Origin of the sequence: Pseudomonas monteilii NBRC 103158 = DSM 14164 (assembly GCF_000730605.1) — a bacterium.
In the GTDB taxonomy this organism is placed as follows: Bacteria; Pseudomonadota; Gammaproteobacteria; order Pseudomonadales; family Pseudomonadaceae; genus Aquipseudomonas; species Aquipseudomonas monteilii.
Map to the genome: position 1 here is coordinate 56,646 of NZ_BBIS01000030.1, position 23,950 is coordinate 80,595.

24 protein-coding genes are annotated in these 23,950 nt (G+C 64.1%); 11 read left to right on the forward strand and 13 right to left on the reverse strand.

Translation table 11 applies throughout. The features are described 5' to 3' along the window. Positions 1 to 198: 198 nt before the first annotated feature. The 4 genes from PM2_RS16805 to PM2_RS16820 all read left to right on the forward strand — a co-directional run bounded on the left by PM2_RS16805 (position 199) and on the right by PM2_RS16820 (position 3,014). Complete coding sequence (locus PM2_RS16805) at positions 199 to 750, forward strand: DUF4174 domain-containing protein (protein ID WP_028699326.1); 552 nt, start codon at positions 199 to 201, stop codon at positions 748 to 750. Positions 751 to 924: 174 nt separating this feature from the next. After that, positions 925 to 1,416, forward strand: a complete 492-nt coding sequence (locus PM2_RS16810; RefSeq protein WP_028699325.1) for an HvfA family oxazolone/thioamide-modified RiPP metallophore — start codon at positions 925 to 927, stop codon at positions 1,414 to 1,416. 73 nt (positions 1,417 to 1,489) lie between these two features. Continuing rightward, complete coding sequence (locus PM2_RS16815; RefSeq protein WP_016714684.1) at positions 1,490 to 2,323, forward strand: HvfB family MNIO-type RiPP peptide maturase; 834 nt, start codon at positions 1,490 to 1,492, stop codon at positions 2,321 to 2,323. Next, on the forward strand, positions 2,316 to 3,014 hold the full coding sequence (locus PM2_RS16820; RefSeq protein ID WP_028699324.1) for an HvfC family RiPP maturation protein: 699 nt from the start codon (positions 2,316 to 2,318) through the stop codon (positions 3,012 to 3,014). The genes PM2_RS16815 and PM2_RS16820 overlap by 8 nt, the downstream gene beginning before the upstream one ends. A 32-nt stretch (positions 3,015 to 3,046) precedes the next feature. Here PM2_RS16820 and PM2_RS16825 read toward each other — a convergent pair whose 3' ends face one another. The 4 genes from PM2_RS16825 to PM2_RS16840 form a co-directional block, all read right to left on the reverse strand. After that, positions 3,047 to 3,535 carry an HvfX family Cu-binding RiPP maturation protein gene (locus PM2_RS16825; RefSeq protein WP_016714682.1) on the reverse strand — a complete coding sequence of 163 codons (489 nt, stop codon included), beginning with the start codon at positions 3,533 to 3,535 and terminating at the stop codon, positions 3,047 to 3,049. A 28-nt stretch (positions 3,536 to 3,563) separates the two neighbouring features. Beyond that, the gene (locus tag PM2_RS16830) at positions 3,564 to 4,181 is read right to left on the reverse strand and encodes a ferric reductase-like transmembrane domain-containing protein (RefSeq protein WP_016714681.1); all 618 of its coding nucleotides are present in this window, start codon (positions 4,179 to 4,181) and stop codon (positions 3,564 to 3,566) included. 134 nt (positions 4,182 to 4,315) lie between these two features. After that, positions 4,316 to 5,602, reverse strand: a complete 1,287-nt coding sequence (locus tag PM2_RS16835; protein ID WP_016714680.1) for a sensor histidine kinase — start codon at positions 5,600 to 5,602, stop codon at positions 4,316 to 4,318. Then, positions 5,599 to 6,339, reverse strand: coding sequence for a response regulator (locus PM2_RS16840; RefSeq protein WP_016714679.1), 741 nt, complete (start codon positions 6,337 to 6,339; stop codon positions 5,599 to 5,601). The genes PM2_RS16835 and PM2_RS16840 overlap by 4 nt, the downstream gene beginning before the upstream one ends. Before the next feature lie 220 nt (positions 6,340 to 6,559). Between PM2_RS16840 and PM2_RS16845 the strand changes: the two genes are divergently transcribed. Beyond that, positions 6,560 to 6,835: a DUF2790 domain-containing protein gene (locus tag PM2_RS16845; RefSeq protein WP_016714678.1), complete on the forward strand. Its 276-nt coding sequence runs from the start codon at positions 6,560 to 6,562 to the stop codon at positions 6,833 to 6,835. A gap of 10 nt (positions 6,836 to 6,845) precedes the next feature. Continuing rightward, a complete protein-coding gene (locus PM2_RS16850) occupies positions 6,846 to 7,361 on the forward strand; it encodes a thioredoxin family protein (protein ID WP_028699323.1) in 516 nt (171 codons plus the stop codon). Positions 7,362 to 7,417: 56 nt separating this feature from the next. Here the strand turns inward: PM2_RS16850 and PM2_RS16855 are convergent, their stop codons facing one another. Both PM2_RS16855 and aroQ read right to left on the reverse strand, forming a co-directional pair. Continuing rightward, the gene (locus PM2_RS16855; protein WP_028699322.1) at positions 7,418 to 8,266 is read right to left on the reverse strand and encodes a shikimate dehydrogenase; all 849 of its coding nucleotides are present in this window, start codon (positions 8,264 to 8,266) and stop codon (positions 7,418 to 7,420) included. After that, on the reverse strand, positions 8,263 to 8,712 hold the full coding sequence (gene aroQ / locus PM2_RS16860) for a type II 3-dehydroquinate dehydratase (protein ID WP_016714675.1): 450 nt from the start codon (positions 8,710 to 8,712) through the stop codon (positions 8,263 to 8,265). The genes PM2_RS16855 and aroQ overlap by 4 nt, the downstream gene beginning before the upstream one ends. 205 nt (positions 8,713 to 8,917) lie before the next feature. On the opposite strand from aroQ, the gene PM2_RS16865 reads away from it, so the two are divergent. Genes PM2_RS16865 through PM2_RS16875 form a run of 3 tightly spaced genes read left to right on the forward strand, consistent with a single transcriptional unit; the run spans position 8,918 to position 14,541 of the window. After that, positions 8,918 to 10,171, forward strand: coding sequence for a TolC family protein (locus tag PM2_RS16865; RefSeq protein WP_028699321.1), 1,254 nt, complete (start codon positions 8,918 to 8,920; stop codon positions 10,169 to 10,171). Continuing rightward, entirely contained in the window at positions 10,164 to 11,378 is a 1,215-nt protein-coding gene (locus PM2_RS16870; protein ID WP_016714673.1) for an efflux RND transporter periplasmic adaptor subunit, read from the forward strand. The genes PM2_RS16865 and PM2_RS16870 overlap by 8 nt, the downstream gene beginning before the upstream one ends. 16 nt (positions 11,379 to 11,394) lie before the next feature. Then, positions 11,395 to 14,541 (forward strand): efflux RND transporter permease subunit, encoded by a 3,147-nt coding sequence (locus PM2_RS16875; RefSeq protein ID WP_016714672.1) that lies wholly within the window; start codon positions 11,395 to 11,397, stop codon positions 14,539 to 14,541. 32 nt (positions 14,542 to 14,573) lie between these two features. Here the strand turns inward: PM2_RS16875 and PM2_RS16880 are convergent, their stop codons facing one another. The 5 genes from PM2_RS16880 to PM2_RS16900 all read right to left on the reverse strand — a co-directional run bounded on the left by PM2_RS16880 (position 14,574) and on the right by PM2_RS16900 (position 21,049). Continuing rightward, positions 14,574 to 15,911, reverse strand: coding sequence for an MFS transporter (locus PM2_RS16880; RefSeq protein WP_016714671.1), 1,338 nt, complete (start codon positions 15,909 to 15,911; stop codon positions 14,574 to 14,576). A gap of 211 nt (positions 15,912 to 16,122) precedes the next feature. Continuing rightward, entirely contained in the window at positions 16,123 to 18,273 is a 2,151-nt protein-coding gene (locus PM2_RS16885; RefSeq protein ID WP_016714670.1) for a TonB-dependent receptor, read from the reverse strand. A 68-nt stretch (positions 18,274 to 18,341) separates the two neighbouring features. Then, the gene (locus PM2_RS16890) at positions 18,342 to 18,752 is read right to left on the reverse strand and encodes a DUF2946 family protein (protein ID WP_016714669.1); all 411 of its coding nucleotides are present in this window, start codon (positions 18,750 to 18,752) and stop codon (positions 18,342 to 18,344) included. 170 nt (positions 18,753 to 18,922) lie between these two features. Then, a complete protein-coding gene (locus PM2_RS16895; RefSeq protein ID WP_016714668.1) occupies positions 18,923 to 20,494 on the reverse strand; it encodes a sensor domain-containing diguanylate cyclase in 1,572 nt (523 codons plus the stop codon). A 75-nt stretch (positions 20,495 to 20,569) separates the two neighbouring features. Continuing rightward, on the reverse strand, positions 20,570 to 21,049 hold the full coding sequence (locus tag PM2_RS16900) for a hypothetical protein (protein WP_016714667.1): 480 nt from the start codon (positions 21,047 to 21,049) through the stop codon (positions 20,570 to 20,572). Positions 21,050 to 21,184: 135 nt separating this feature from the next. Here PM2_RS16900 and PM2_RS16905 point away from each other — a divergent pair, with 135 nt between their 5' ends. Both PM2_RS16905 and PM2_RS16910 read left to right on the forward strand, forming a co-directional pair. Beyond that, positions 21,185 to 21,682: a GNAT family N-acetyltransferase gene (locus PM2_RS16905; RefSeq protein ID WP_019098425.1), complete on the forward strand. Its 498-nt coding sequence runs from the start codon at positions 21,185 to 21,187 to the stop codon at positions 21,680 to 21,682. Between the two features lie 121 nt (positions 21,683 to 21,803). Beyond that, positions 21,804 to 22,127: a hypothetical protein gene (locus PM2_RS16910; protein WP_016714665.1), complete on the forward strand. Its 324-nt coding sequence runs from the start codon at positions 21,804 to 21,806 to the stop codon at positions 22,125 to 22,127. A 46-nt stretch (positions 22,128 to 22,173) separates the two neighbouring features. On the opposite strand, the gene PM2_RS16915 is transcribed toward PM2_RS16910, so the two are convergent. Next, positions 22,174 to 23,511, reverse strand: coding sequence for an OprD family porin (locus tag PM2_RS16915; protein ID WP_028699320.1), 1,338 nt, complete (start codon positions 23,509 to 23,511; stop codon positions 22,174 to 22,176). Next, positions 23,508 to 23,942, reverse strand: a complete 435-nt coding sequence (locus PM2_RS16920; RefSeq protein ID WP_016714663.1) for a pseudoazurin — start codon at positions 23,940 to 23,942, stop codon at positions 23,508 to 23,510. Before PM2_RS16920 ends, PM2_RS16915 begins: the two co-directional genes overlap by 4 nt. Positions 23,943 to 23,950 lie beyond the last annotated feature (8 nt).

The window sequence follows — 23,950 nt, forward strand, 5'->3', positions numbered from 1 at the left end:
TGTGCAAAGCGGCTTTGGGCTATGCTCAGTCAAGGTGACGGCGGTTTGTGCCAGTGCCGTCGCCTTGGCTTCAGGATGTCCGGAAATCGGCAGTTACTTTTCCACGGCCCGTTCTTGAGTGAAGTGGTTTAGGCTCCTTGTCGGATTTTTCTCCGTGATCTGTAGTCATTGGTATATCGAGACAATAAGGAGATACGCATGCTCGTCCGGTCACTGACTTTCGCTACCTTGCTAGCTGTTACCGGCCCCTTGTTTGCCGCAGACAGTGATGCACCCTTGGCCAAGGAGCTAGGCAAGGCCAGGCCATTGGTGGTGATTGCCCCGAGCACTGCCGACCCGACCTTGCGCGGGTTGAACAAGGCACTGGAAGACCCGGCCACCCAGGCCGCCTTCAAAGAGCGCAATCTGGTGCTCTACAGCGTCGCCAACATGATGGGTAAGCGCGAAGACAAGAACCTCGAACAGCAGACCACCATGGCCCTGATCCGCGAGCTCAAGCTGGGCGCGAGCAAGGGCACCAAGGTGATCCTGGTGGGCAAGGACGGCGAGCGGCACATGCTCAAGGATGACGAAAGCGGTGAACCTATCGACCCGCAGGCGATTTTCAAGGCGGTCGATGAATTGCCCGCCAGCGAAAAGGCGGTGACCGCACCCGAACCTGTGGCCGCAACGCCGGAAGCCAAGGCAAAGGACAGCAAACCGGCCAAGCCAGCCAAACCGGCAGCCCCGCCCAAGCCGCTGGAAGACTGAACACGCGTCATGGCCCCAAGGTAGCTTGGGGTCCGTTACCGGGCGGTGTGTATCCCACTGTATCTGCCCGCGCTGCAGACCCACTCCCATACAAAAGCGCGCCTTGCGCGATACATTCACGACAAACCGCAACGGCCTAATGGCTCCACTTTCCAACCACAGTGGAGCTGCATCATGACTCAAGCAAAAAACACCCTCGGCCTGCTCGGCGCCGCCCTGATCGGCAGCATGGCATTGACCAGCAGTGCGTTTGCCGTGGAACCGCTGGCACAAGGTTACCAACAGGCTTCGGCCAAAGTGGCCGGCGAGGGCAAGTGTGGCGAAGGCAAATGCGGCGGCAGCGGCAAGGCCACCCAGAGCGAAGGCAAATGCGGTGAGGGCAAGTGTGGCGCCAGCGCCAAGGCCGGGGCGGAAGGCAAGTGCGGCGAAGGCAAGTGCGGCGATGCCTCGTTCGCCAAAACCGACAGCAACCATGATGGCAAGGTCTCGCGGGATGAGTTTCTGGCGGTGGCCAAGGACCGTGCCGGCGACTTCGACAAGATCGACAGCAACCATGACGGCTTCATCTCCGAGCAAGAAGCGGCGGACCACCTGAAGGCGATTTATCAAGCCAACGGCAAGGCCATGCCCGAGGGGTTGTTCAGCCACCTGGCTGGCAAATCCTGACCCTTACCCTTTGAAGTGACGCAACGCCCCTCCTGCTGGTCAGGCGGGGCGTTGTGCCTGTTGGAGATTTTTTATGCGTGCTGCGACGTTGAATACCGGGCTTGGCTTGCGCCGTGGCCTGCTGCCGGAACTGCTGGCGATGGACGCTGGTGCAATAGACTTTCTTGAATGCGCACCGGAAAACTGGATAGCGGTTGGCGGTGCCTACGGCAAGGGCCTGGCCCAGTTGGCCGAGCGTTTTCCCATGACTTGCCACGGGTTGTCGTTGTCGTTGGGCGGCAGTGAGCCACTCGACCTGCATTTTCTCGACCAGACCCGCCATTTTCTCGATCGCCACCAGGTGCGCATGTACAGTGAGCACTTGAGCTATTGCAGTGACGACGGGCACCTGTACGACCTGATGCCCATACCGTTCACCGACGAAGCCGTGCACCATGTGGCTGCGCGCATACGCCAGGCGCAGGAGCAATTGGGCCGGCGTATTGCCGTGGAAAACATTAGCTACTACGCCGCGCCTTATCAGGCGATGAGCGAGCTCGATTTTATCCGTGCGGTACTCGATGAAGCCGATTGCGACTTGCTGCTGGACGTCAACAACGTTTTCGTCAATGCCTGCAACCACGGCTACGAAGCCCGGGCCTTTCTTGAAGGCTTGCCCCAGGCACGGGTGACCGGCATGCACATAGCCGGCCATTACGATGAAGCACCGGACCTGAAGGTCGACACCCATGGGGCGCCGGTCAAAGAAGATGTGTGGGCGCTGTACACCCTCGCTTGTGCGCGCTTTGGCGTGCAGCCGACCGTGCTCGAACGTGATTTCAACTATCCCCCGCTGGCCGAACTGTTGGCCGAGACGGCGCGTATCCGCAGCGTGCAACTGGATTCGGGAGGGCCGCGTGATGAATGAGACGTTGCGCGAGCAGCAATACACCTTGGCCCGTCACGTACGCGACCCGCAACGCAACGCACCGCCACCGGGCGTGGAGGCGCGACGCCTGAAGGTTTACCGCGAGTTGTTCTATGGCGCTATCGAGGGCCTCCTGGCGGGCAGCTTCCCGGTGATGCGTCAGGCGTTGGGTGAACAGCGTTGGCATGCCCGTGTGCGAGATTTCTATGCCAACTACCGTAGCCAGACGCCCTTGTTTACCGAGATTGCCGAAGCGTTTGTCGAATACCTGCAAGGCGTCGAGCTGGATGCGCCCTGGCAGTTGGAGCTGGCGCACTATGAGTGGGTCGAGGCGCAGTTGTACTTGAGCGATGCCGAGGACCCGGCCCATGACCCGGCGGGCGATTTGCGGGAGGAGGCGCCGCTGTTGTCCTGCGTGGCGAGGGTGTTGGCTTATGAGTGGCCGGTGGAGCGCATCGGGGTGGATTATCAGCCAACGGTTGCGCCCGAGGCCCCGACGTTGCTGCTGGTGTATCGCGATGCTGCGTTGACGGTGCGCTTTGCGCGCCTGGCGCCGATGGCCTATCGGTTGCTGGCGCTGGAGCAGGGTACCGGGCGGGCGCGGCTGGAGGCGTTGGGAGGGGATGTGCAGCAGGGGCTGGCATTGTTGGAGGGGTTGCGCGAACTGGGCATCATTGTTGGTACAGTTTGAGGGCGCTGGGGGCGCTTTGCGCCCCAATGGCTTTACCTGCTGAGCCGCATCCGCAGCCAATGATCCAGGCTCAACCGCCCAGCCCCTTTGAGCAGCAGCGGCAGCAACGCCACCAGGTAGATCAGCGGCAACTTGAAGTTGCCGAAACCCTGGTCAGTAATGGCATACCCCTGTGCCAGCTCGGCAAGGCTCGACCAGTGCGCCGGCCAATGCACCGCGGCAATTGCGACCACGGTTACCACCATCAGCCCCAGCGATGCCAGCCGCGTCCCCAGGCCCAGCAACAGCAGCAACGGCAGCACCAGCTCGGCCCACATCGACAACTGCCAGTTCAGCTCGGCGGGCAGTTGGTTGAAGGGAAACGGAAAGCTGCCTTGCAGGTCGGCGAACCAGTTGTTGCCATTGAACTTCTCAAGGCCGGATTCGAAAAACTCCCAAGCCAGGAACAGCCGCAGCGGCAGGTCGGCGCTCCAGGTGCCGAGGCGGTCGAAGGCGGTTAGTGTGCGGGTCAAAGTGGTCATGTCAGTGTGTACTCCAAGGCAGCTTTAGTCAGGAAAGGGCGCGGGCGCTGCGGCGCTGTTGGCGCGCCAGCTTGGCGGTGAGCTTGACGGCGATGGCGCTGAACATCAGGGCGAACGCCAGTGGGTACCAGCCGCCCATGGGGATGCGTTTGTAGAACGACAGGCAGAACACGGCTGCCAATACCCACATGCCGGTGCTGTGCAGGGCTTGCCAGGCGCGGCCGCCCAATAGCCGCATGGGGGCCTTGAACGAGGTGGCGGTGAGCAGCAGCAGGAACAGGTATCCGACGCTGCCAGGCAGGCTGGAGGTGAGCGTGCGGCCGGCCCAGAACAGTTCGGGGAATTGTTGGGCGTAACGGTAAATCAACAGGCCATGCACGGTATGGGAGAACGCGAAGGCCAGCCCCAGGTAGCGCCGTTCCTGCAGCACGCGGCGGCTGACAGCGCCGGGTAGCAAGGTGACCAGTGACGAAGCCAGGAATGCCAGCAGAAACAGTGCGAAGGAACTGCGTGCGGTAGCGCGGATGGCGCTGCGCAGGCCATCAGGGTCAGGCTGGCTGGCCAGGACTATGGCGGTCATCGCCAGGGTCAGGCCAGCGAGGGCGGCGAACAGCCTCCAGCCGGAGGGCAGGGTAAGGGCTTTCATCAAGGGGGCTCCCGGTGTGTGATTGTGTCACCGGGAGTGTGTGGGGGTGGGGTATCTGCAGTGTGTCGGGAGCGATGGGGTTGTGTATCGGTTTGTATGGATGTATCAGGCTACCCCGCTCTCACGAAGGTCTGTCAGGTCAGTTCTATCTGGGCACACAGCCCGCCGCTTTCGCGGTTGCTCAAGGTCAACCGGCCCCCCATGGCCTGGATCAACTGGTGGGCAATGGCCAACCCCAGCCCGGTACCACCCGTACTGCGATTGCGTGAACCCTCTACCCGGTAGAACGGCTTGAGCACTTCGTCCAGTTCGCCGCCGGGAATCCCCGGCCCGTTGTCGAGCACACGGATTACGGTCGTGCTGCCCTCGCGGCACACTTCCAGTTCGGCGGCGCCTGCAAACTTGAGGGCGTTGTCCACCAGGTTCACCAACACCCGGCGCAGTGCATGCGGGCGGGTTTCCAGCAGGCTGCCAGTGCTGCCGTGGCGCTCGACCTGGGCGCCGCTGTCCTGGTAGTCGAACACCAGGCTATCAAGAAAGGCATCGAGGTTGACCCGGCAGAGTGCTTCGGTGCTGGTATCCATGCTGCGGGCATAGGCCACCCCTTCGCGCACCAGGTGCTCCATTTCACTCAGGTCGCTCCACAGCTTGTCTTTTTCGACCCCATCGTCCATCACTTCAACGCGTAGTTTCATGCGTGTGATCGGCGTTTGCAGGTCGTGAGAAATGGCTGCCAGCAATTGCATGCGCTCCTTGAGGTGGGCGGCGATGCGTGCCTGCAAGGCGTTGAAGGCCACGGCGGCGTACTTCACCTCGCGCGGGCCGCTTTCATCCAGTTGCACACCGGGTTTGTCCGGGTCGAGGTTGTCCACGGCGTGGGCCAGCCGGGTGAGGGGGCCGATGGCCAGGCGCACTGCCAGCCAGGTGCACAGCAGCAGTACGGCCAGCTGAATCAGCAATACCACGGGCAACCAGCGGGCCACCGGGACCGGCGATGGGGTCACGTCGATGGTCAGGGGCGCACCGTCGGCCAGGCTCAGGTGCGCCTGGAAGTGCGCATTCGGCCCGGGTATTTCCTGGAAGGTCAGGCGGTAGTCGCTGCCAATGGCCTTCACGATCGACTCGGCGGCCATGGGCGGGTCGCTGCTGGGCATCGCCTCGCCTGTCAGGCCGTGGTCCAGGCGGTAGCGGTAGGTACGCCGCTCCAGACGTGGCAGCCAGGCGGCACGTTCGGCTGCGGGCAGGCGGTCGAGGATGGCGACCGACGTCGCCACATCCTGTTCCAGGGTGCTGAGCATCATCGAGCGGCTGCTGATGTAGCGCTCGTAGGCCTGCAAGCCAAACGACAGGCTGTACGCCAGCACCAGACCGGTGAAGAAGATCAGCGCCAGGCGCGATGCCAGGGTGCGCGGCCATTTCATGACGGTGACTCGAGCAGTTGCACGGGCAACGAGAACACATAGCCCTCGCTGCGCACGGTCTTGATGCAGTTGGGCTCGCGGGCGTCGTCGCCCAGGCGCTGGCGCAGGCGGCTGACCAGCAGGTCGATGGAGCGGTCGAAGATGTCGGCCTCGCGGCCTTGGGTCAGGTTGAGCAGCTGTTCGCGGCTGAGTACCCGCTGTGGGTGGTCGAGAAACACCCGCAGCAGGCGGTACTCGGCGCCGCTAAGGGCCACCAGGGTGCCTTCGCTGTCGAGCAGGTGGCGCGCGGTGGTGTCCAGGCGCCACTGGCCGAAACCCAGCAGGCGGCTGCTTTCACTGATGGTGAGGTTGGGCGGCAGCATGCGCGTGCGGCGCAGCACGGCGTTGATGCGGGCGAGCAGTTCGCGGGCGGAGAACGGTTTGGTCAGGTAGTCGTCGGCGCCCATTTCCAGGCCGATGATGCGGTCGGTTTCGTCGTTGCGTGCGGTGAGCATTAATACCGGGGTGTTGCGGTGCTTGCCGGCGCGCAACTCGCGGCACAGCAGCAGCCCGTCGTCGCCGGGCATCATGATGTCGAGCACGATCAGGTCGACGCTGTTGGCTTCCAGAAAGGCGCGCATCTGCCGGCCGTCGGCAACGATGCTGGTGCGCAGGCCGTTCTTCTTCAGGTAGTTGCCGACCAGTTCGCGGATCTCGCGGTCGTCGTCGACGATCAGGATGTGATCGACGTGTTCCATGCGCAGCGTTCCTGTGTAAAGGGGGGTGGGCGCAGTGTACCGAGCGCGTTCGCGCTTGCCTGCCGGGTTTTGTATTGCAGTGTATCTGGCACTGGTAGAGATACAGCAGGACGCACATCACAGCCTCGGGCGACACATACGGGATACCTGGCAGGCGTGAAATGGCTCTCGACCGGGAAGCACAACTTCCCACACCCAAGTGTTACTCAGGAGAGATGCCATGAACGTCAAGACCTTCGCCAGCGCCAGCCTGTTCGCCGTGCTCAGCTTCGGCGCTATCGCCGCCCAGGCCGCCACCGCGCCCATGGGCGATGCCGGTGCCATGCAGTACCGCTACGGTGACCACCTGGATGTGAAAAAAGTGCTGTCGGTGCAGGATGACCAGAGCAACGCCTGCGGCCTGGTGAACACCCGCATGGACTACCTCGACTCCAAGGGCCAGCAGCAAAGCGTGCAGTACCGCACCTACGCCACCGGCGGTTGCCATGAGAATTGATCGCCGCCTGATGCTGAAGGTGGGGGGGATTGCCCTGGCACTGACGGGGCTTGGCCTGGCCGGGCACCTGATGGCCCGCGACAGCTACGGTGCGATGCCGTCGCTGGCGGGGGCCAGCCAGTGGATCAACTCGACACCGCTGGATGGGCCGGCGCTCAAGGGCAAGGTGGTGCTGGTGGACTTCTGGACCTGGGACTGCATCAACTGCCAGCGCAGCCTGCCGCATGTGAACGACTGGGCGCGGCGCTATGCCGACCAGGGGCTGGTGGTGGTGGGGGTGCATACGCCGGAGTACGACTACGAGCATGATGTGGGCACCTTGCGGGACAAGGTGGCCGGGCTGGGGATCGGTTATCCGGTGGCGGTGGACAACGATTACAAGGTGTGGAATGCCTGGGGCAACCAGTTCTGGCCGGCGCATTACTTTATCGACCGCAAGGGGCAGGTGCGGCATGTGCACTTTGGCGAAGGGGATTATGGGGGGCAGGAGCAGGTGATACAGGCTTTGCTGGATGAGAAAGGGTGACTGGCCTGTGCCGGCCTCTTCGCGGGCAAGCCCGCGAAGCAGCCCACACCGATCACTCAGGAAAAACTGGCAAAGTGCGCCTGCATCCGCGCCGCATCCGCCTGGCGCCCGCTGAACAGCTCGAACGCCTTCACCGCCTGGAACACCGCCATGTTGCTGCCATCCAGCGTGCGGCAACCCAGCGCCCGGGCCGCGCGCAGCAGTTCGGTCTCCAGCGGGAAGTAGATGATCTCCGCCATCCACAAGCGCGCATGCAGCAGCTCGACCGGCAGTGGCGTACCCGGCAGTTTGGCCATGCCCACTGGCGTGGTATTGACCAGTCCGTCTGCCTCGGCCAAAGCCGTGGCCAGGTCGCTGCCAACCACGGCGCGCCCTGCGCCGAAATGGGCATTCAGGTTGTCCACCAGTGCCTGCGCACGGGCCGCGTCCACTTCGAACAGTACCAGCCGCTCGACCCCTTCACCCAGCAGGGCATGGGCCACCGCCGAACCGGCGCCGCCGGCACCCATCTGCACCACCTGGCGGCGTGCCACGTCGGGCAGGCCACGGCGCAAGCCTTCGGCAAAGCCCAGGCAGTCGGTGTTATGGCCGACCCGTTTGCCGTCCTTGAGCACCACGGTGTTCACCGCGCCGATGCCACGGGCTTCGTCCGACAGCTCGTCGAGCAGCGGCAGAACCGCCTGTTTGAACGGGTAGGTGATGTTGAGCCCGGTGAAGCCGGTGTGCTGCGCGGCGTCGAGCAGGCCGGGCAGGGCACTGTCGTCCAGCTGCAGCTGGTCGGCGTCGATCAGCCGGTACAAATAGCGTAAAGCCTGGGCATCCCCTTCGTGTTCGTGCAGGGCAGGGGTACGCGACAGCTGGATGCCACGGCCGATGAGGCCGGCGAGGATGGCGTGCTGGCTCATGCCGTGCGCTCCTGGAACAGTTCGGCGAAGTGGCTGAGGGCCATGCGGTAGCCATGGCTGCCCAGGCCGCAGATGACACCGACGGCGATGGACGATACGAACGACAGGTGACGGAACGGCTCGCGCTTGTGCACGTTGGACAAGTGCACTTCGATGACCGGCAGTTCGCTGGCCACCAGGGCGTCGCGGATGGCCACCGAGGTGTGGGTCCAGGCGCCGGGGTTGATCACGATACCGGCGCAGCGGTTGCGGGCGGCGTGAATCCAGTCGATCAGTTCGCCTTCGTGGTTGGTTTGCCGGAATTCGAGTTCCAGGCCGTGGGCATGGGCAGTATCGGCACAGCTTTGCGCCAGGTCCGCAAGGGTTTCGTGGCCATATTGGGCAGGCTCGCGGGTGCCCAGCATGTTCAGGTTAGGGCCGTTGAGCACAAGAATAAGAGGCTTCATGACGGGCATCGCTTTGTTGTTGTTGGATGCGCGTAGTTTTGTACTGACTGGTTAGTTCCGTCAATTGGACGAGGCCGCCGCACCGGGAAAGTGGGCGATTATCGAACGCAGCCAAACCTTACAAAATTGTAATGCTCCCGACACCGCCCCGATAAGCACGGTTTTTTACAGTCCCTCGCCTATACGCGTCGACGAGGACTTGTTCGTGCCCAACCCCCGCAAGATCGCCTTGCTCTACCTGTTGCTGGCCAGCGCCACCAGCGCCCAGGCCAGCCAGAGCCTGAGCCTGCCCCAGGCGCTTGCCGCCGCCTTTGCCCAGAACCCGGAACTGGCCGCCGCCGGCCGCGAAGTCGGCATTGCCGACGGCGAGCGGCGCCAGGCAGGGTTGATCCCCAACCCTGAGTTGTCCTGGGAGGTCGAGGACACTCGCCGCGACACCAGCACCACCACCGTCACCCTCAGCCAGCCGCTGGAACTGGGCGGCAAACGCGGCGCACGTATCGCAGTGGCCGGTGCCGGCCAGGCCATTGCCCAACTCGACCTGGAGCGCCAGCGCAATGGCCTGCGGGCTGATGTGGTGCAGGCCTTCCATGCCGCCTTGCGGGCGCAGACCGCGCTGGAACTGGCGCAGCAGTCGCAGGCATTGACCGAGCGCGGGCTGCGGGTGGTTCGGGGGCGGGTCACCGCTGGCCAGTCATCACCCGTAGAGGCCACCCGTGCTCAGGTGCAACTGGCCCAGGCCCAGGCCGAAGTGCGGCGTGCGCAAACTCAGCGCGGCGTGGCCTACCAGGCCTTGGCACGCCTGACCGGCAGCCCGTTGGCAGGTTTCGACCACTTGCAGGCCGCCAACCTTTCACCTGGCGTTGCGCCCAGGGCCGACACCTTGCTCGACCGTGTCGAGCAAACGGTCGAATGGCGCCTGGCCGCCGCCCAGGTCGAGCGTGGTGAAGCCTCCTTGGGATCGGAAAAGGCCCAGCGCATCCCCAACCTCACCGTCAGCCTCGGTAGCCAGTACAGCCGCGAGGACCGCGAACGCGTCAACGTGGTCGGTCTGTCGATGCCCTTGCCATTGTTCGACCGCAACCAGGGCAACGTGATGTCAGCCGCGCGCCGTGCCGACCAGGCGCGTGACCTGCGTAACGCCGTGGAGCTGCGCCTGCGCAGTGACACCCGCAGCGCTGTCAGCCAGTGGCACACGGCGATGCAGGAGGTGGACGCCTACGACCGCACCATTCTGCCGGCTGCGCAGCAGGCCGTGGACACCGCCACCCGTGGCTTCGAGATGGGCAAGTTCGCCTTCCTCGATGTGCTTGACGCCCAGCGCACGCTGATCGAGGCACGCGGGCTGTACCTCGAAGCGCTGGCCTCGGCGACCGATGCACGGGCGCAGGTCGAGCGGATCTATGGCGACCTCGATGGCCTGAGCACCCCCTTGAACAGCAGGAGCAACAATGACTAACCCACGCAAGATAGCCCTTCTGGTTGCCGCCATGGCCGCGCTCGGCCTGGGTGGCCTGGCCTGGACCGGCAACCTCGGCCCGGCGTCGAAAACAGAAGCCCGGCACGATGACCACGGCGAAGACGGCCACGGCCATGGCACCGAGAAAGCCGCCGAAGGCCACGAAGAGGAGGGCCACGGCGAAGAAGAGGGCCAGTTGCACCTGTCCATCGCCCAGATCGAGGCCGCCGGTGTGCAGTTGGCTACCGCCGGCCCTCGGGCACTGGGTACCGCTATCGGTTTTCCGGGGGAGATTCGCTTCGACGAAGACCGTACGGCTCACGTGGTGCCGCGTGTACCCGGCGTGGTCGAGGCGGTGCAAGCTGAGCTGGGCCAGGCGGTCAAGCGCGGTCAGGTATTGGCGGTGATCGCCAGCCAGCAGATTTCAGACCTGCGCAGCGAGCAACAGGCCGCCCAGCGCCGGCTGGAACTGGCGCGCCTGACCTTCCAGCGCGAACAGCAGCTGTGGCAGGAACGCATCAGTGCCGAACAGGATTACCTGCAGGCACGCCAGGCGTTGCAGGAGGCCGAGATCGCCTTGGCTAACGCCCGGCAGAAGGTCGCCGCCGTGGGCCCGGCTGGCGCTGGCAACCGCTATGAGCTGCGCGCCCCCTTCGATGCGGTGGTGGTGGAAAAGCACCTGACCGTGGGTGAAGTGGTCGACGAGACCAGCAATGCGTTCACGTTGTCTGACCTGAGCCGGGTGTGGGCTACCTTCGCCGTGGCCCCGCGTGACCTGGACAAGGTGATGACCGGCCGTGATGTCACGGTCAGCGCACCGGACCTGGGCGCCCAGGTCGAGGGCAAGGTCAACTACGTTGGCAGCCTGCTTGGCGAGCAGAACCGTGCCGCCACCGTGCGTGCCACCTTGGCCAACCCCAACGGCGCCTGGCGCCCCGGGCTGTTCGTCAATGTGGCTGTCAGCGTCGAGCGCTTCAATGCCGCTGTCGCGGTGCCGGAAAACGCCCTGCAAACCTGGGAAGAGCAAACCGTCGTGTTTGCCCGCACTGAAGAGGGTTTCGAGGCTCGGCCAGTGAAAACCGGCCGCCGCGATGCTGGCCAGGTAGAAATCACTGACGGTCTTGCCGCCGGTACCCAGGTGGCCGCCGCCGGCAGCTTTGTCCTCAAGTCGGAACTGGGCAAAGGCTCGGCCGAGCACAGCCATTGATCACGGGGACGCCTGCATGTTCGAACGCCTGATCCAATTCGCCATCGAGCAGCGCCTGGTGGTGATGCTGGCCGTGGTCCTGATGGCCGCGGTGGGTATCCACAGCTACCAGAAACTGCCGATCGACGCTGTACCGGACATCACCAACGTCCAGGTGCAGATCAACACCGCCGCCCCCGGCTACTCCCCGCTGGAAACCGAGCAGCGCATTACCTTTGCCATCGAGACGGCCATGGCTGGCCTGCCAGGGCTGAAACAGACCCGCTCGCTGTCGCGCTCGGGCCTGTCGCAGGTCACGGTCATTTTCGATGACGGTACCGACCTGTTCTTCGCCCGCCAGCTGGTCAACGAGCGCCTGCAAGTGGCCCGCGAGCAGTTGCCCGAGGGCATAGAGGCGGGCATGGGGCCGATTTCCACCGGCTTGGGCGAGATTTTCCTGTGGACCGTGGAAGCCGAACAGGGCGCCCTGAAGGAGGATGGCACGCCCTACACACCCACCGACCTGCGGGTGATCCAGGACTGGATCATCAAGCCGCAGCTGCGCAATGTGCCGGGGGTGGCCGAAGTGAACAGCATCGGCGGCCATGCCAAGCAGTACCTGATTGCACCGGAGCCCAAGCGGCTGGCGGCCTACAAGCTCACCCTCAACGACCTGATCGGCGCGCTGGAACGCAACAACGCCAACGTGGGTGCCGGTTACATCGAGCGCAATGGCGAGCAGCTGCTGATCCGGGCGCCGGGCCAGGTGGCCTCGGCCGAAGACATCGCCAATATCGTCATATCCAGCGTGGACGGCACGCCGATCCGCGTCAGCCATGTGGCCGAGGTTGGCCTGGGTGAAGAGCTGCGTTCGGGCGCCGCCACCGAGAACGGCCGTGAAGTGGTGTTGGGCACGGTGTTCATGTTGATCGGCGAAAACAGCCGCACGGTGTCTCAGGCGGTGGCCGCCAAACTGGTCGAGATCAACCGCAACCTGCCCAAGGGCGTGGTGGCGGTGACGGTGTACGACCGCACCAACCTGGTCGAAAAAGCCATCGCCACGGTGAAGAAAAACCTGGTTGAAGGCGCCATTCTGGTCATCGCCGTGCTGTTCCTGTTCCTGGGCAATATCCGCGCTGCGCTGATCACCGCCATGGTCATCCCGCTGTCGATGCTGTTCACCTTCACCGGCATGTTCAGCAACAAGGTCAGCGCCAACCTGATGAGCCTGGGCGCGCTGGATTTCGGCATCATCGTCGATGGCGCCGTGGTGATCGTGGAAAACGCCATCCGCCGCCTGGCCCACGCCCAGCAACGCCATGGCCGCATGCTGACCCGCAGCGAGCGCTTCCATGAGGTGTTTGCCGCCGCCCGCGAAGCGCGCCGGCCGCTGATTTACGGGCAACTGATCATCATGGTGGTTTACTTGCCGATCTTTGCCCTGACCGGGGTCGAGGGCAAGATGTTCCACCCCATGGCGTTTACCGTGGTCATGGCCCTGCTGGGTGCGATGATCCTCTCGGTTACCTTCGTGCCGGCGGCCATTGCCCTGTTCGTCACCGGCAAGGTCAAGGAGGAGGAAGGCCTGCTGATGCGCACGGCGCGCCAGCGCTATGCCCCGGTGCTGGCCTGGGTGCTGGGCCGGCGCAAGCTGGCGTTCGCGGCGGCTGGCACTTTGGTGCTGCTTTCCGGCGTAATGGCCAGCCGCATGGGCAGCGAGTTCATCCCCAGCCTCAGCGAGGGCGACTTTGCCTTGCAGGCCCTGCGCGTGCCGGGCACCAGCCTGTCGCAGTCGGTGGACATGCAACAGCGCCTGGAGCAGGCGATCATCGCCCAGGTGCCGGAAGTGGAGCGCGTATTTGCCCGCACCGGCACCGCCGAGATCGCCTCCGATCCGATGCCGCCGAACATTTCCGACGCCTACGTGATGTTGCGCCCGCGCGAGCAATGGGCAGACCCGGGCAAGCCGCGTAACGAGCTGATCGCCGAAGTACAACGTGCGGCGGCCAGCGTACCGGGCAGCAACTACGAGCTGTCGCAGCCGATCCAGTTGCGTTTCAACGAACTGATTTCCGGGGTGCGCAGCGATGTGGCGGTAAAGCTGTTCGGGGACGACATGGACGTGCTCAACCGCACCGCCGCGCAAATCGCCAGCAGCCTGCAGCGCGTGCCGGGTGCGTCTGAGGTGAAGGTTGAGCAGACCACCGGCCTGCCCGTGCTGACCATCGACATCGACCGTGACAAGGCTGCCCGCCATGGCCTGAACGTGGGTGACGTGCAGGACGCCATCGCCATCGCCGTAGGGGGGCGCACGGCAGGCACGCTGTATGAAGGTGACCGCCGCTTCGACATGGTGGTGCGCCTGCCCGAAACCTTGCGTACCGATGTGGACGGGTTGGGCAGCCTGCTGATTCCGGTGCCGGCCAGTGCCACAGCCGGCGCTGCGCAGATCGGCTTTATACCGCTGTCGCAGGTGGCCACGCTGAACCTACAACTGGGGCCGAACCAGGTCAGCCGCGAGGATGGCAAGCGCGTGGTGGTGGTTAGTGCCAACGTGCGTGGGCGTGACCTGGGCTCGTTTGTCGAAGAGGCTGAACAGACGCTCATTGGCCAGGTTCAAATCCCGCCGGGCTACTGGACGCGCTGGGGTGGCCAGTTCGAGCAGCTGCAGTCGGCGGCCGAGCGCTTGCAGGTGGTGGTGCCAGTGGCTTTGCTGCTGGTCATGGCGCTGTTGCTGATGATGTTCAACAACCTCAGGGATGGCCTGCTGGTGTTCACCGGCATCCCGTTTGCCTTGACCGGTGGAGTGCTGGCGCTGTGGTTGCGGGACATTCCGCTGTCCATCTCAGCGGGTGTGGGGTTCATTGCGCTGTCAGGCGTGGCGGTGCTCAACGGGTTGGTGATGATTGCCTTCATCCGTGGGTTGCGCGAAGAAGGGCGCACCCTGCGAGCGGCCGTGGAAGAGGGCGCGCTGACGCGCTTGCGGCCAGTCTTGATGACCGCGCTGGTGGCGTCTCTGGGGTTCATTCCGATGGCCTTGGCGACCGGGACCGGGGCGGAGGTTCAGCGGCCGCTGGCGACGGTGGTGATTGGCGGGATTCTGTCGTCTACGGCGCTGACGTTGCTGGTGTTGCCGGCGTTGTATCAGTGGGCGTATCGGCGCGAAGAGGTGCAGGAGGGCTGAGACCCTGGGGCTGCAAAGCAGCCCCAAAAATCTCAGACGGTACTACGAACCCCCGGCCGCACGCCGTCTACCCCAACTTCATCATGCAACGAAATCCGCGAAGTCTCCGGCAACGCCAACCCCCCCACCAATGCCACCAGCGCAATCACCACCAGGTAAAACGCCGGTGCCAGGCTGCTGCCGGTCTGCCCGATCAGCCAGGTCGCCACCAACGGCGCGGTGCCGCCAAACAGCGTATAGGCCACATTGTAGGTAATCGCCGAAGCGGTATAGCGGGTGCGGGTAGGGAAGCTTTCCGACAGCAACGCTGCGGTAACTACACCACTGCACAACGCCCCCACCGCCAGCAAAATCACGCCGATCAGCGCGCCGGACATCGAGCCCGAGCTGGCCAGCCAGTACGCCGGGAACACGCACAGCATCACCCACAGGCAGGTAAAAGCGATGGTCTTGCGCCGCCCCACCCGGTCCGAGAACGCCCCGGCCAGTGGGCAGCCGACGGCGGCGAACAGCAACGCCACGGTGGTCACCAGCAGCGATTGCGCGCGGGTCAGGTTGCCCACCAGTTGCAGGTAGGTGGCGAAATAGGTGGTGAACATGTAGAACGACAGCGCAGTCAACGAAATGAACGCCCCCAGGTTGCGAATGGCCCGGCCATGGTTGCGCAGGGTTTCCTTGAGCGGCGAATGCTCGTGCTCTTTGCCCTGGGCGATGGCTTCACGGAACGCCGGGGTTTCTTCCATGCGCCAGCGCAGGTACAGGCCGACCAGCCCCAGCGGTGCAGCGATCAGGAACGGAATGCGCCAGCCCCAGGCATTCATCGCCTCGCTCGACAGGCTGGCCTCCAGGCCATAGGCAATGACCGCTGCACAGGCAAAGGCAGAAAAGGTCGAGACCGGCACGAAGCTGCCATAGAAAGCGCGCTTGTCGTTGGGCGCATGCTCCATCAGGTAGGCGCAGGCCCCGGCATATTCGCCACCGGCAGAAAAACCCTGCAGGCAGCGCGCCAAGGTCAGCAACGCAGGTGCGGCCAAGCCGATGCTGGCGTAGGTCGGCAGCAGGCCGATCAGGGTGGTGGAGCCTGCCATCAGCAGAATGGTCAGCGACAGGATGCGTTTGCGCCCCAGGCGGTCGCCCAGCGCGCCAAACACGATCCCGCCCAGCGGGCGCAGGGCAAAGGCCACGGCAAATACTGCAAAGGTCTTGAGCAAGGCCACGCTGGCGTCTTCGCTGGCAAAGAACTGGCTGGCGATCAAGGTGGCGAGAAAGCCATAGACGGCGAAGTCGAACCACTCGACGAAATTGCCGATGGCCGAGGCGGTGATCACCCTGCGCAGGGTGGCGGGGGATACCTCATGAGGTGCGGACATGCGAGTGCTCTCCGGTTCCATTGGCAGGCATGATGAACGTGGCGCGGTCGGGCCGCGCCATCATTGTTGTGTTTGCCAGTAGATCGCCGGGCGCTGGAGCGTGCTTTGTCGAGGGCGACCTCGGGATACCTGAATCAACCGCAAGTTATTCGCAAGGCCGCACACAAGAGCCAATTCAGGCCGGGATGTTCATGCAAGACAGGCCATTGGCTCAGAAGCGCATGTCCAGCGCCAGCTCGAAGGTGCGCGGCGGCCCCATGTAGTACTGGCTGTTGTAGGCCTGCTTGGCATACACCTCGTCGGTCAGGTTGCGCACCCGCCCGGTCAGCGTGGTGTGCTCGTCCAGCCGGTAGCGGGCGAACGCGCCGAACAGCGTGTAGGCGGGGGCCTTGAGGCTGTTGGCGTTGTCGGCATACACCGAACCCACGTAGCGCCCGTCCGCGCCCACCGACCACGCCGACGACAGGCTGTAGGTCAGCCACAGGTTGGCGACATTGGCCGGTACGTTGGTCGGTGCATTGCCCTTACGCGAGACCGATACCCCGTTGACGGCCTCGTTGAATTCGTCGTACTGCGCATCGACGTAGGCGTAGTTGGCTTCGGCCAGCAGTTTTGGCGTTACCTGCAGGCGCCCGGACAGCTCCACCCCGCGTGAAGTCTGCTGCCCCGCCTGGACCGTGAGGTTGGCGTCGTTCGAGTCGCGCACGGCGAAGTCCTTGCGCACGATCTGATACAGCGCCAGGGTGGCCGCACCGCGCCCGTCGAGGAAGTCGAACTTGCTGCCCACTTCCCATTGCTCACCCTTGGACAGGTCGAACAACCCCACATTGGAGTAGGTCGCGGCTGCCAGCGAGCCGGCGGGCAGGTCGGCCGAGGTGCTGTATTGCGCATACAGGCTGGCCGAAGGTGTCAGTGCATAGGTCAGGCCGATACGCCCGGACAGCGGCTCCCAGCGCCGTTCGAAATAGGCCGGCGAGGTGGGCGTCACGGCGCCGTAGTTGGTGACTTCCATGTCCAGGTAGTCGTAGCGCAAGGCGGTCAGCAGGGCCAGGCGCTCGGTGAGTTGCAGGCGGTTTTCGGCAAACACCGCACGGTTGATCACCTCGTGGCGACGTTGTTTGGTCAGGCCGGCATTCACCCCGGGGATGTTATCGAAACTGCCAGGGTTGAAGTGCTCGGCATCGACCACGTCGCTCCAGCTGCCCGAAGTGGGATAGAGGGTCTGGCGCATGCGTGAGTATTCCAGCCCCAATGACCACTGGCTGGCCAGGCCGAACAGCTGGTTGTCGTGGCGCAGCTCGATGCGGTCGCCCAGCAGGTTCTGGTCGTGGCGTTGCAGGTAAGGGCTGCTGCGTTGCACCTGGCCAGTCGGGGTGTAGGCGTAGCGTTCAAGGTTGCGGTAGTCGCGTTGGGCGTTGTAGTGGTACAGCGTGTTTTGCACGCTGGTGCTGTCGCTGACCTGGTAGTCGAGGATCGAGCGCAGCCAGCGTACGCGCTGCTCATAGCGGCCGTCAGCAACGTTGTAGTTTTCGAAGCGGCGGCTGTTGTCGATCTTCATCGTGCTGCGCCCGGGCAGGATCGGCGAGCCCCAGTAGGGGCTGTCTTCGCGGTCTTCCTGGTACTCCAGCGCCAGGGTGTGGGTGAGGTTGGGGGCCAGGTCGCTGAGCAGCGAAAAGGCCAAGCTGTCGGTGTGCCGTTCGTTGCGGTCGACGTAACCGTTGCCCTGCCCGCGGCTGAAGTCCAGGCGCATGAAATGGCGGGCGTCAGCGGGGTTGCTGGCCAGCGCCTGGTTGATTCCGAACGCCACCTCGCTGTCGTCGAAACTGCCATAGCGGATACGCCCGTCAATGGTCTGCTGGTCGCGGCTGGCGAGTTTGGTGATGTAGTTGATCGAACCGCCCACGGCACCGGCACCATGCAGGAACGAAGACGGCCCGCCAATCAGCTCGACGCGGTCGAGCACCCAGGCATCCACTGGCCGGGTGGCGCTGCTGTAGCCCAGGTTGATGCCGTTGTACAACTGGGTGACCTGGTTCTGGGTAAAGCCACGGTAGGCAACGAAGCCGCCAAAGCCTGGGTTGGCCGAGGCGTTCACGCCGGTCATGGCGTTGATCACGTCCTGGCTGTCCTTGGCGCCGCGTTCTTCGATCAGGCGGCGGTCCGAGACGCTGACCGAGGCGGGTGTTTCCCGCGCGGTGAGGCCCAGGCGCGAGCCGGTGCGGATCGGTTCGTCCAGTTGCACACCGCTGGCGGCATCGCGTTCGCCGTCTATGGTGGTGGCGCCCAGTTCAACGGGGGCGATTTCGGCGCAGGCGAAGCTGCAGGTGCCCATCAGGAGCACCAGGGAGGTGTTACGAAGCATGTTGGTGTGTCTTCCACGCAAAGGTCATGGCTGACGGCGAGCGCGCACGCAGGCGTGCCCGGCTGACGTCAGGCGAAAGGCATTACAGCGACGGGGAAGGCGGTGGGGGAGGCGCGGGGGTGGAGGGCGGGGCGTTGATAGCGCGGTGGCGGTTGTGCCCAGCTACGTACGACGATGGGCGAGGTGGCCACGGCTTGCGCCGGGGTGAACGACCAGCCGCCGCTGCCGAGCGGTACGGCCAGGCCGAACGAGGAGCACACCGGGCAGTCCAGCTGGGCCATGTGCTGGTCACCGCCGGCGCCGTCCAGGTCGATGGCCACGCCGTGTTCGCTGTTCACCGAGCAGAAGCCGCCCTCCAGCCCGGCCAGGCGCAGTCCGCCCATCTGGCCATGGTGCAGGCCGCACAGCAACAGGCTGAACAGGACGCTGGCGTAGAGCGTCCAGGCAGTCAGCGTGCGAGTGTGCCGGGTGGTTTTCATGGCGGCGAATCTACCATCCGGATGAACGGTCGGGTAGCTCTTTTGCTGCAAGATTCACGGGGCTGCTTTGCGCCCCCAAAATCTGTCAGGCTGCCCGCTCAAGCACATCCAGCAAATCGACAAACGCCAGCGCCAGTTGATGCCGTGGCGCCAGGTTACCGCCCCACAGGTCAGGCGATGACTACCCGATTGCGCCCCTCCTGCTTGGCCCGGTAAAGCGCCCGGTCAGCCCTGCTCAGTGTTTCCACAGGCTCACTGCCTGCCTCGCCATCCCAGCGCGCTACCCCCAGTGAAATTGTCACCGCCCCCACAGGTTCCAGCGGCGTATCCTGTACTGTAACCCGCAACCGTTCAGCCACCACCGCGGCCACCTCCAGGCTGGCCCCCGGCAGCATCATCAGGAACTCTTCGCCGCCGGTGCGGCACAGCAGGTCCCCTTCACGGCAACAACGGCGCATCAGCTCGGCCAGCTGGCGCAGCGCCTGGTCGCCGACCTCGTGCCCATGGCTGTCATTGACCCGCTTGAAATGGTCGATGTCCAGCACGATGGCCGCAAATGCCCGTCCTTCGGCTTCCAGCAACGACAGGCTGAGTTCCAGGCTGCGGCGGTTGCCCAGGCCGGTCAGCGGGTCGGTCTGGGCATCACGGTCAAGCCTGCCGATGCGCTCGTGCAGCAGGTTCAGCCCGAATAACAGTGCGCGCTTGAGCTCGGCCGCCTCGAAGTACCAGGCGGGCACCCGGTGCAAGCGTTCGGCTGTACCGGCTCGGTCCATCGAACGGGCGCCGGCGGCCAGTTGCCAGAGTGGCCGGGCAATGGTCAGGGCCAGCCACCACAGCAGCAGGCTGCCCACCAACGCGAAGGGCGCGGAGGTGCCGATCACGTTGAGAATCAGGTGGCTCAGCGGCGTTACGGTCTGTGCCAACGGCTGCTGCGCCACCACGCCCCAGCCGGCGCTGGGCACGGTGGCGTACCCGGCCAGCATTTCCACGCCCTGGCTGTTGGTCAGTTGCCGAGTACCGCTGTCCAGTGTCGCCAGTTGGTCGACCAGCGCGTTGCCTTCCACCACGGTGCCTACTCGTTGGCTGTTGGGGTGATACAGCAGTCGGCGGTTGCGGTCGACCACATACAGGTACGAGCCGTCCTTGTAGAAGTGTTCGCCCAGCAGGCTGTTGAGGATGTTGCGTTCTCGCAGGTACAGGCTGCCCCCCACGTACCCGAGGTAACGGCCGTTGTCGTCGAAAATGGGGTGCGACAACACCACCACCAGGTTGTTGGCCGCCGACAGGTAGGGCGTGGAAACCAGAGGGCGGCGTTCGTGCAGTGCTTCCTGAGCACCCGGCGATTGCATGCGGGTGCCGACAAAGTGGCGTAGCGAGGCTGGAGAAATCGCCAGCAGCACGCCGTTGGCATCGATCACGAACGTGGAGTTGAAGGCCATGCTCTGGCCCAGTACACGGTCGGTCTCCACCTGCAGTGCTGCCGCTTCGCTCAACTGGTGGCCCTGCACGCCGGCGCTGAATGAAAGCTGCTGCAAGGCGTTGCCGATGAAGGTCTCGGTGATGGTTGCCAGTTTCGTCGCATACACCCGGTTGGCTTCCAGGGCGTGGTCGATCAGCAGCTGGCGCTGCACCCGGTAGCTGGCGAAATAGCTGGCGCACAGCATGACCAGGGCAGTAAGGGCGCAGAGCACCAGAATGAGTGTTCGCAGATCCAGGCGCAATCCGTGCTTGGCGTGTGGCAATCCTGACCTCGGGCTTTGAAAATAGCTAAGAAATGGAAACAGCCTTGCGCGCTAGGGGGTGGACGGGCGCTGCATTCAGGAACCTGCCCTGTCCAGCGCATTCAGCTCGTCTTCCACCTGTTGCATGCGTCGCTCCACCAGCGCCTGCACCTTCACATCGCGGGCGGTTTCGCGCATCAGGGCAGTGAGCTTTTCGCTCAGGCGCCTGCCGGCTTCGGTGTCTTCCAGCGCGCGGGCCTTGGCCGGGTCCTGGGTGGCTTCGACGATGGTGGCGAACTCGGCATCGCTGAAATTCTTCTCGCTGTAGAGGCGGAACAGGTCCTGGTGCTGGTCCTCGACGGTGAGGTACTTGCGCAGTACACCCTGGATAGTGGCTTGCGACAGCTGCGGGTGAGTGCGACCGAGCAGCGTGGCCATGCGCTCGATATTGTGCGTGTAGGCATCCTGCAGCGGTAGCTGGGCGAGGATCTGTTCTTCACGGGTTGGCTTCTGGTCGCAGGCGGTAAGGGCGGCAGTCAGCAGCAGGGGCAACAGCAACTTCTGGAAGCGAGGCATGGCGTGGCCTGGTCTGGTCTGGCAGTGAAGACTGCCGATTATACCGATGTCCGCATGGCCGCGACGAGCCCCGTTATTTGCCTTGATCGGCACGCTGGTGTAGAACCCAGCCCTCCAACCATTGCCAGCAGCCCCATGCCAAACCGGACCCTGCAACCTGTCGCGCGCGTCGCCATTGCCGAAGTCGTGGCGTTTGTCGAAAGCGCTCGCCGCGAGCTGTTCCCGATGCTTGTCGCGGCACCCTTGCCGCACGACCTTGCGCACTTTGCCGAAACCTACCTGGACGGCGCGGGCTGCTTTCTTGAAGCCCGCGATGACGGTCGGCTGGTCGCTGTGATCGGCTATGTGCCCTATGACCATCGTTTTGCCCAGCTTGACTATCACGCTGAGCGGGTAGTGGAGGTGGTGCGCCTGTTCGTGCTGCCGGCCTATCGCAGGCAGGGTCTGGCGGGCGCGTTGTTCAGTGCATTGCGCGAGCAGGCGGTGCAGGCGGGTATCGACTGCCTGTACCTGCATACGCATCCGTTTCTCCCGGGTGCGATTGCGTTCTGGGAACGGCATGGGTTTGCGGTGGTGGACGTGGAGCAAGATCCGGTCTGGCAGACCACGCACATGCAGCTGCGGCTGCGCTGATTTGTGGGAAAGCGCCTACAACGGCCTTTTCGGCGTGATCGACGCGTTCATTTTCAGGGCGGCCCGGCTTGCTTACCTTCCCTCATGCAAGGCTTTTTCACTGCACCGAGGGAGACTCACGATGCCACACATGGCCCTGTACAAACTTAAACTGCTGGACGAGTTCGAGGACCGCAGCGACTTGTGGACCTTCGGCGATTTCGAGAACAGGTTGATGGACTTGTGGCGTGGCGCGACGCGGCATGATGCCAAAGGCATCATCAATGCGGCGCACAAGGAACGGCGCTGGCCGAGGACGGTGAAGCGCTACCTGCTGACCAACTACCGGGTATTTGGCAATGTCAGTTCGGAGCTTGAGCAGACGTTTGCCGAGGTATTGGCGACGATGAGTGTGCAAGAACGGGCGGAGTGGGGCTTGCTGCCTGCTGCCGGCACGGTTGCCTGACAGAACCTGGGGCTGCCCGGCAGCCCCGATTCAGGCAATGCAGCCATCAGAACCCGCCCGACAACGGCCACTCCACCGCCAGGCGTATCTGGTCACCATCCAGCTCGGCCTGCGCCGTGTTCCCCCGGTGCACGTTATGTCGCAGCGAGAACGTGGTGCCCTTGGCCTTGCCACTCTGCACCACATACCGCGCCTCCAGGTCGCGTTCCCAATGTTTGCCACCCTTGCCATACCCCAGGTACGCATACCCGCCAGTCGGGTCGACATGCGTGCCGTCGATATCGAACCCGCGCACGTACAGCGCCGTCAGGTTCAGCCCTGGCACCCCATAGGCCCCCAAGTTCAGGTCATAGCGTGCCTGCCATGACTTTTCGTTCGGTGCGTTGAAGTCCGACATCTGTACCGCGTTGGCAATGAAGATCGCACCCCGCGTGACGTAGTCGAAGGGCGTATTTCCGTCCACTTGCTGCCAGCCCAGGCTGAACCCGTGCGGCCCTTGGTTGTAACGCGAGACCAGGCTCCAGGTGGTGTTGTCGATACGCCCGGACAGCGCCTTGCCGGTGTCGGTGGTGCGGTACAGGTTGAGGTCCAGGCTGACGCTGCGGCGGTTATCCAGCACATGGCTGAGGGTGCTGCCCAGGTAATGCTGGTTCCAGCTGTCCTCGTAGCGCGAGGTGGAGAGGCTGCCGCTGAAGCTGGCGCCCGGGTTCCAGACCACGCCGGCCAGGTCGAAGCTGTTGCCCTGTTTGCTATTGGAGTAGTTCACCACAAAGCCCTGATCGTGGCTTGTGGCATTGCGGTCGGTGCTCTCGTTGAAGTGCCCGGCCACCAGCTTGAGCGTGTCGAAGTCGTTGCTGGTAAGGAAGAAACCGGTGGCGGTCTCGGGTAACAGGCGGCTGTCGGAAGAGCTGAACACCGGGGTCTTGACCCGCTGCTCACCGTAGGCCAACACGGTATTGGCCATGCGCACTTTCAATGCCGCGCCTGCGCGGCTGTACTCGTTCTTTGGGTGCCCGTCGTTATCGACCCCCAGCAAGCGCGCTTTGCCCGCACGCCCACCGCCACTGTCGAGTTGTACGCCCAGGTAGGCGTGGGCATCGACGCCGACACCCACCAGGCCTTGTGTAAAGCCAGACTGGAAGGTGCCCATCAAACCGTAGGCCCATTCTTCAGCCTTGCCACTGCGTTCGCTGCGTGGTTTGTAGGCATTGCGCGCGGAACTGTTGCGCCCGCCATGCGTGTAGTCGCGCTGGTCGAACACGCTGCGGTTGAGGATGCTCCAGCTGCCATCCTCCACAAAACCGTTGCTTTGCGGCTGTGCAGAGTCGGCCTGGGCGAACGGCGCCAGCCCCAGCAGTGGCAGCGCCAACAACAACCGGCTCATTGCGCGGCCTCAAGTTTCTGCAACTGGGCAGCAAAGCGGGCCTTGGCCCGGGTCGGCAAGTTGGCGGGCAGTTCGGTAGCCGATGCGTCACCTACCTGGATGACCATCACCATGCCCATCGCCAGGTGCGGAATGCACTGGATGCCGTACACGCCCGGCACGCTGAAGGTTTGTTCGAACGGCTGGTTCAGCTTGCTCTTGAAGGGCTTGGCCCCGGTGGGCAGCAGGCCTGCCACGCTGGCCGCATTGTGCCCGCTCTGGGTGGGCAGGAAGCGCACGGTGTCGCCGGGCGCGATGCGCAAGTGGTCCGGCTCGTAAACCATCGCGCCTTCGCTGCCACGGTTGAGCATTTTCACTTCGTGCACGTCGGCCAGCGCGGCCGGGGCGAGCAGGGTGCTGGCAAGCAGCAAGGCGAGAGGACGCAGCGGCATCGGTAGAA

Coding starts and splice junctions, on each gene's coding strand:
- PM2_RS16805 (WP_028699326.1), top strand. CDS start 199: ATGCTCGTCCGGTCACTGACTTTCGCTACCTTGCTAGCTGTTACCGGC.
- PM2_RS16810 (WP_028699325.1), top strand. CDS start 925: ATGACTCAAGCAAAAAACACCCTCGGCCTGCTCGGCGCCGCCCTGATC.
- PM2_RS16815 (WP_016714684.1), top strand. CDS start 1,490: ATGCGTGCTGCGACGTTGAATACCGGGCTTGGCTTGCGCCGTGGCCTG.
- PM2_RS16820 (WP_028699324.1), top strand. CDS start 2,316: ATGAATGAGACGTTGCGCGAGCAGCAATACACCTTGGCCCGTCACGTA.
- PM2_RS16825 (WP_016714682.1), bottom strand. CDS start 3,535: ATGACCACTTTGACCCGCACACTAACCGCCTTCGACCGCCTCGGCACC.
- PM2_RS16830 (WP_016714681.1), bottom strand. CDS start 4,181: ATGAAAGCCCTTACCCTGCCCTCCGGCTGGAGGCTGTTCGCCGCCCTC.
- PM2_RS16835 (WP_016714680.1), bottom strand. CDS start 5,602: ATGAAATGGCCGCGCACCCTGGCATCGCGCCTGGCGCTGATCTTCTTC.
- PM2_RS16840 (WP_016714679.1), bottom strand. CDS start 6,339: ATGGAACACGTCGATCACATCCTGATCGTCGACGACGACCGCGAGATC.
- PM2_RS16845 (WP_016714678.1), top strand. CDS start 6,560: ATGAACGTCAAGACCTTCGCCAGCGCCAGCCTGTTCGCCGTGCTCAGC.
- PM2_RS16850 (WP_028699323.1), top strand. CDS start 6,846: ATGCTGAAGGTGGGGGGGATTGCCCTGGCACTGACGGGGCTTGGCCTG.
- PM2_RS16855 (WP_028699322.1), bottom strand. CDS start 8,266: ATGAGCCAGCACGCCATCCTCGCCGGCCTCATCGGCCGTGGCATCCAG.
- aroQ (WP_016714675.1), bottom strand. CDS start 8,712: ATGAAGCCTCTTATTCTTGTGCTCAACGGCCCTAACCTGAACATGCTG.
- PM2_RS16870 (WP_016714673.1), top strand. CDS start 10,164: ATGACTAACCCACGCAAGATAGCCCTTCTGGTTGCCGCCATGGCCGCG.
- PM2_RS16875 (WP_016714672.1), top strand. CDS start 11,395: ATGTTCGAACGCCTGATCCAATTCGCCATCGAGCAGCGCCTGGTGGTG.
- PM2_RS16880 (WP_016714671.1), bottom strand. CDS start 15,911: ATGTCCGCACCTCATGAGGTATCCCCCGCCACCCTGCGCAGGGTGATC.
- PM2_RS16885 (WP_016714670.1), bottom strand. CDS start 18,273: ATGCTTCGTAACACCTCCCTGGTGCTCCTGATGGGCACCTGCAGCTTC.
- PM2_RS16890 (WP_016714669.1), bottom strand. CDS start 18,752: ATGAAAACCACCCGGCACACTCGCACGCTGACTGCCTGGACGCTCTAC.
- PM2_RS16900 (WP_016714667.1), bottom strand. CDS start 21,049: ATGCCTCGCTTCCAGAAGTTGCTGTTGCCCCTGCTGCTGACTGCCGCC.
- PM2_RS16905 (WP_019098425.1), top strand. CDS start 21,185: ATGCCAAACCGGACCCTGCAACCTGTCGCGCGCGTCGCCATTGCCGAA.
- PM2_RS16910 (WP_016714665.1), top strand. CDS start 21,804: ATGCCACACATGGCCCTGTACAAACTTAAACTGCTGGACGAGTTCGAG.
- PM2_RS16915 (WP_028699320.1), bottom strand. CDS start 23,511: ATGAGCCGGTTGTTGTTGGCGCTGCCACTGCTGGGGCTGGCGCCGTTC.
- PM2_RS16920 (WP_016714663.1), bottom strand. CDS start 23,942: ATGCCGCTGCGTCCTCTCGCCTTGCTGCTTGCCAGCACCCTGCTCGCC.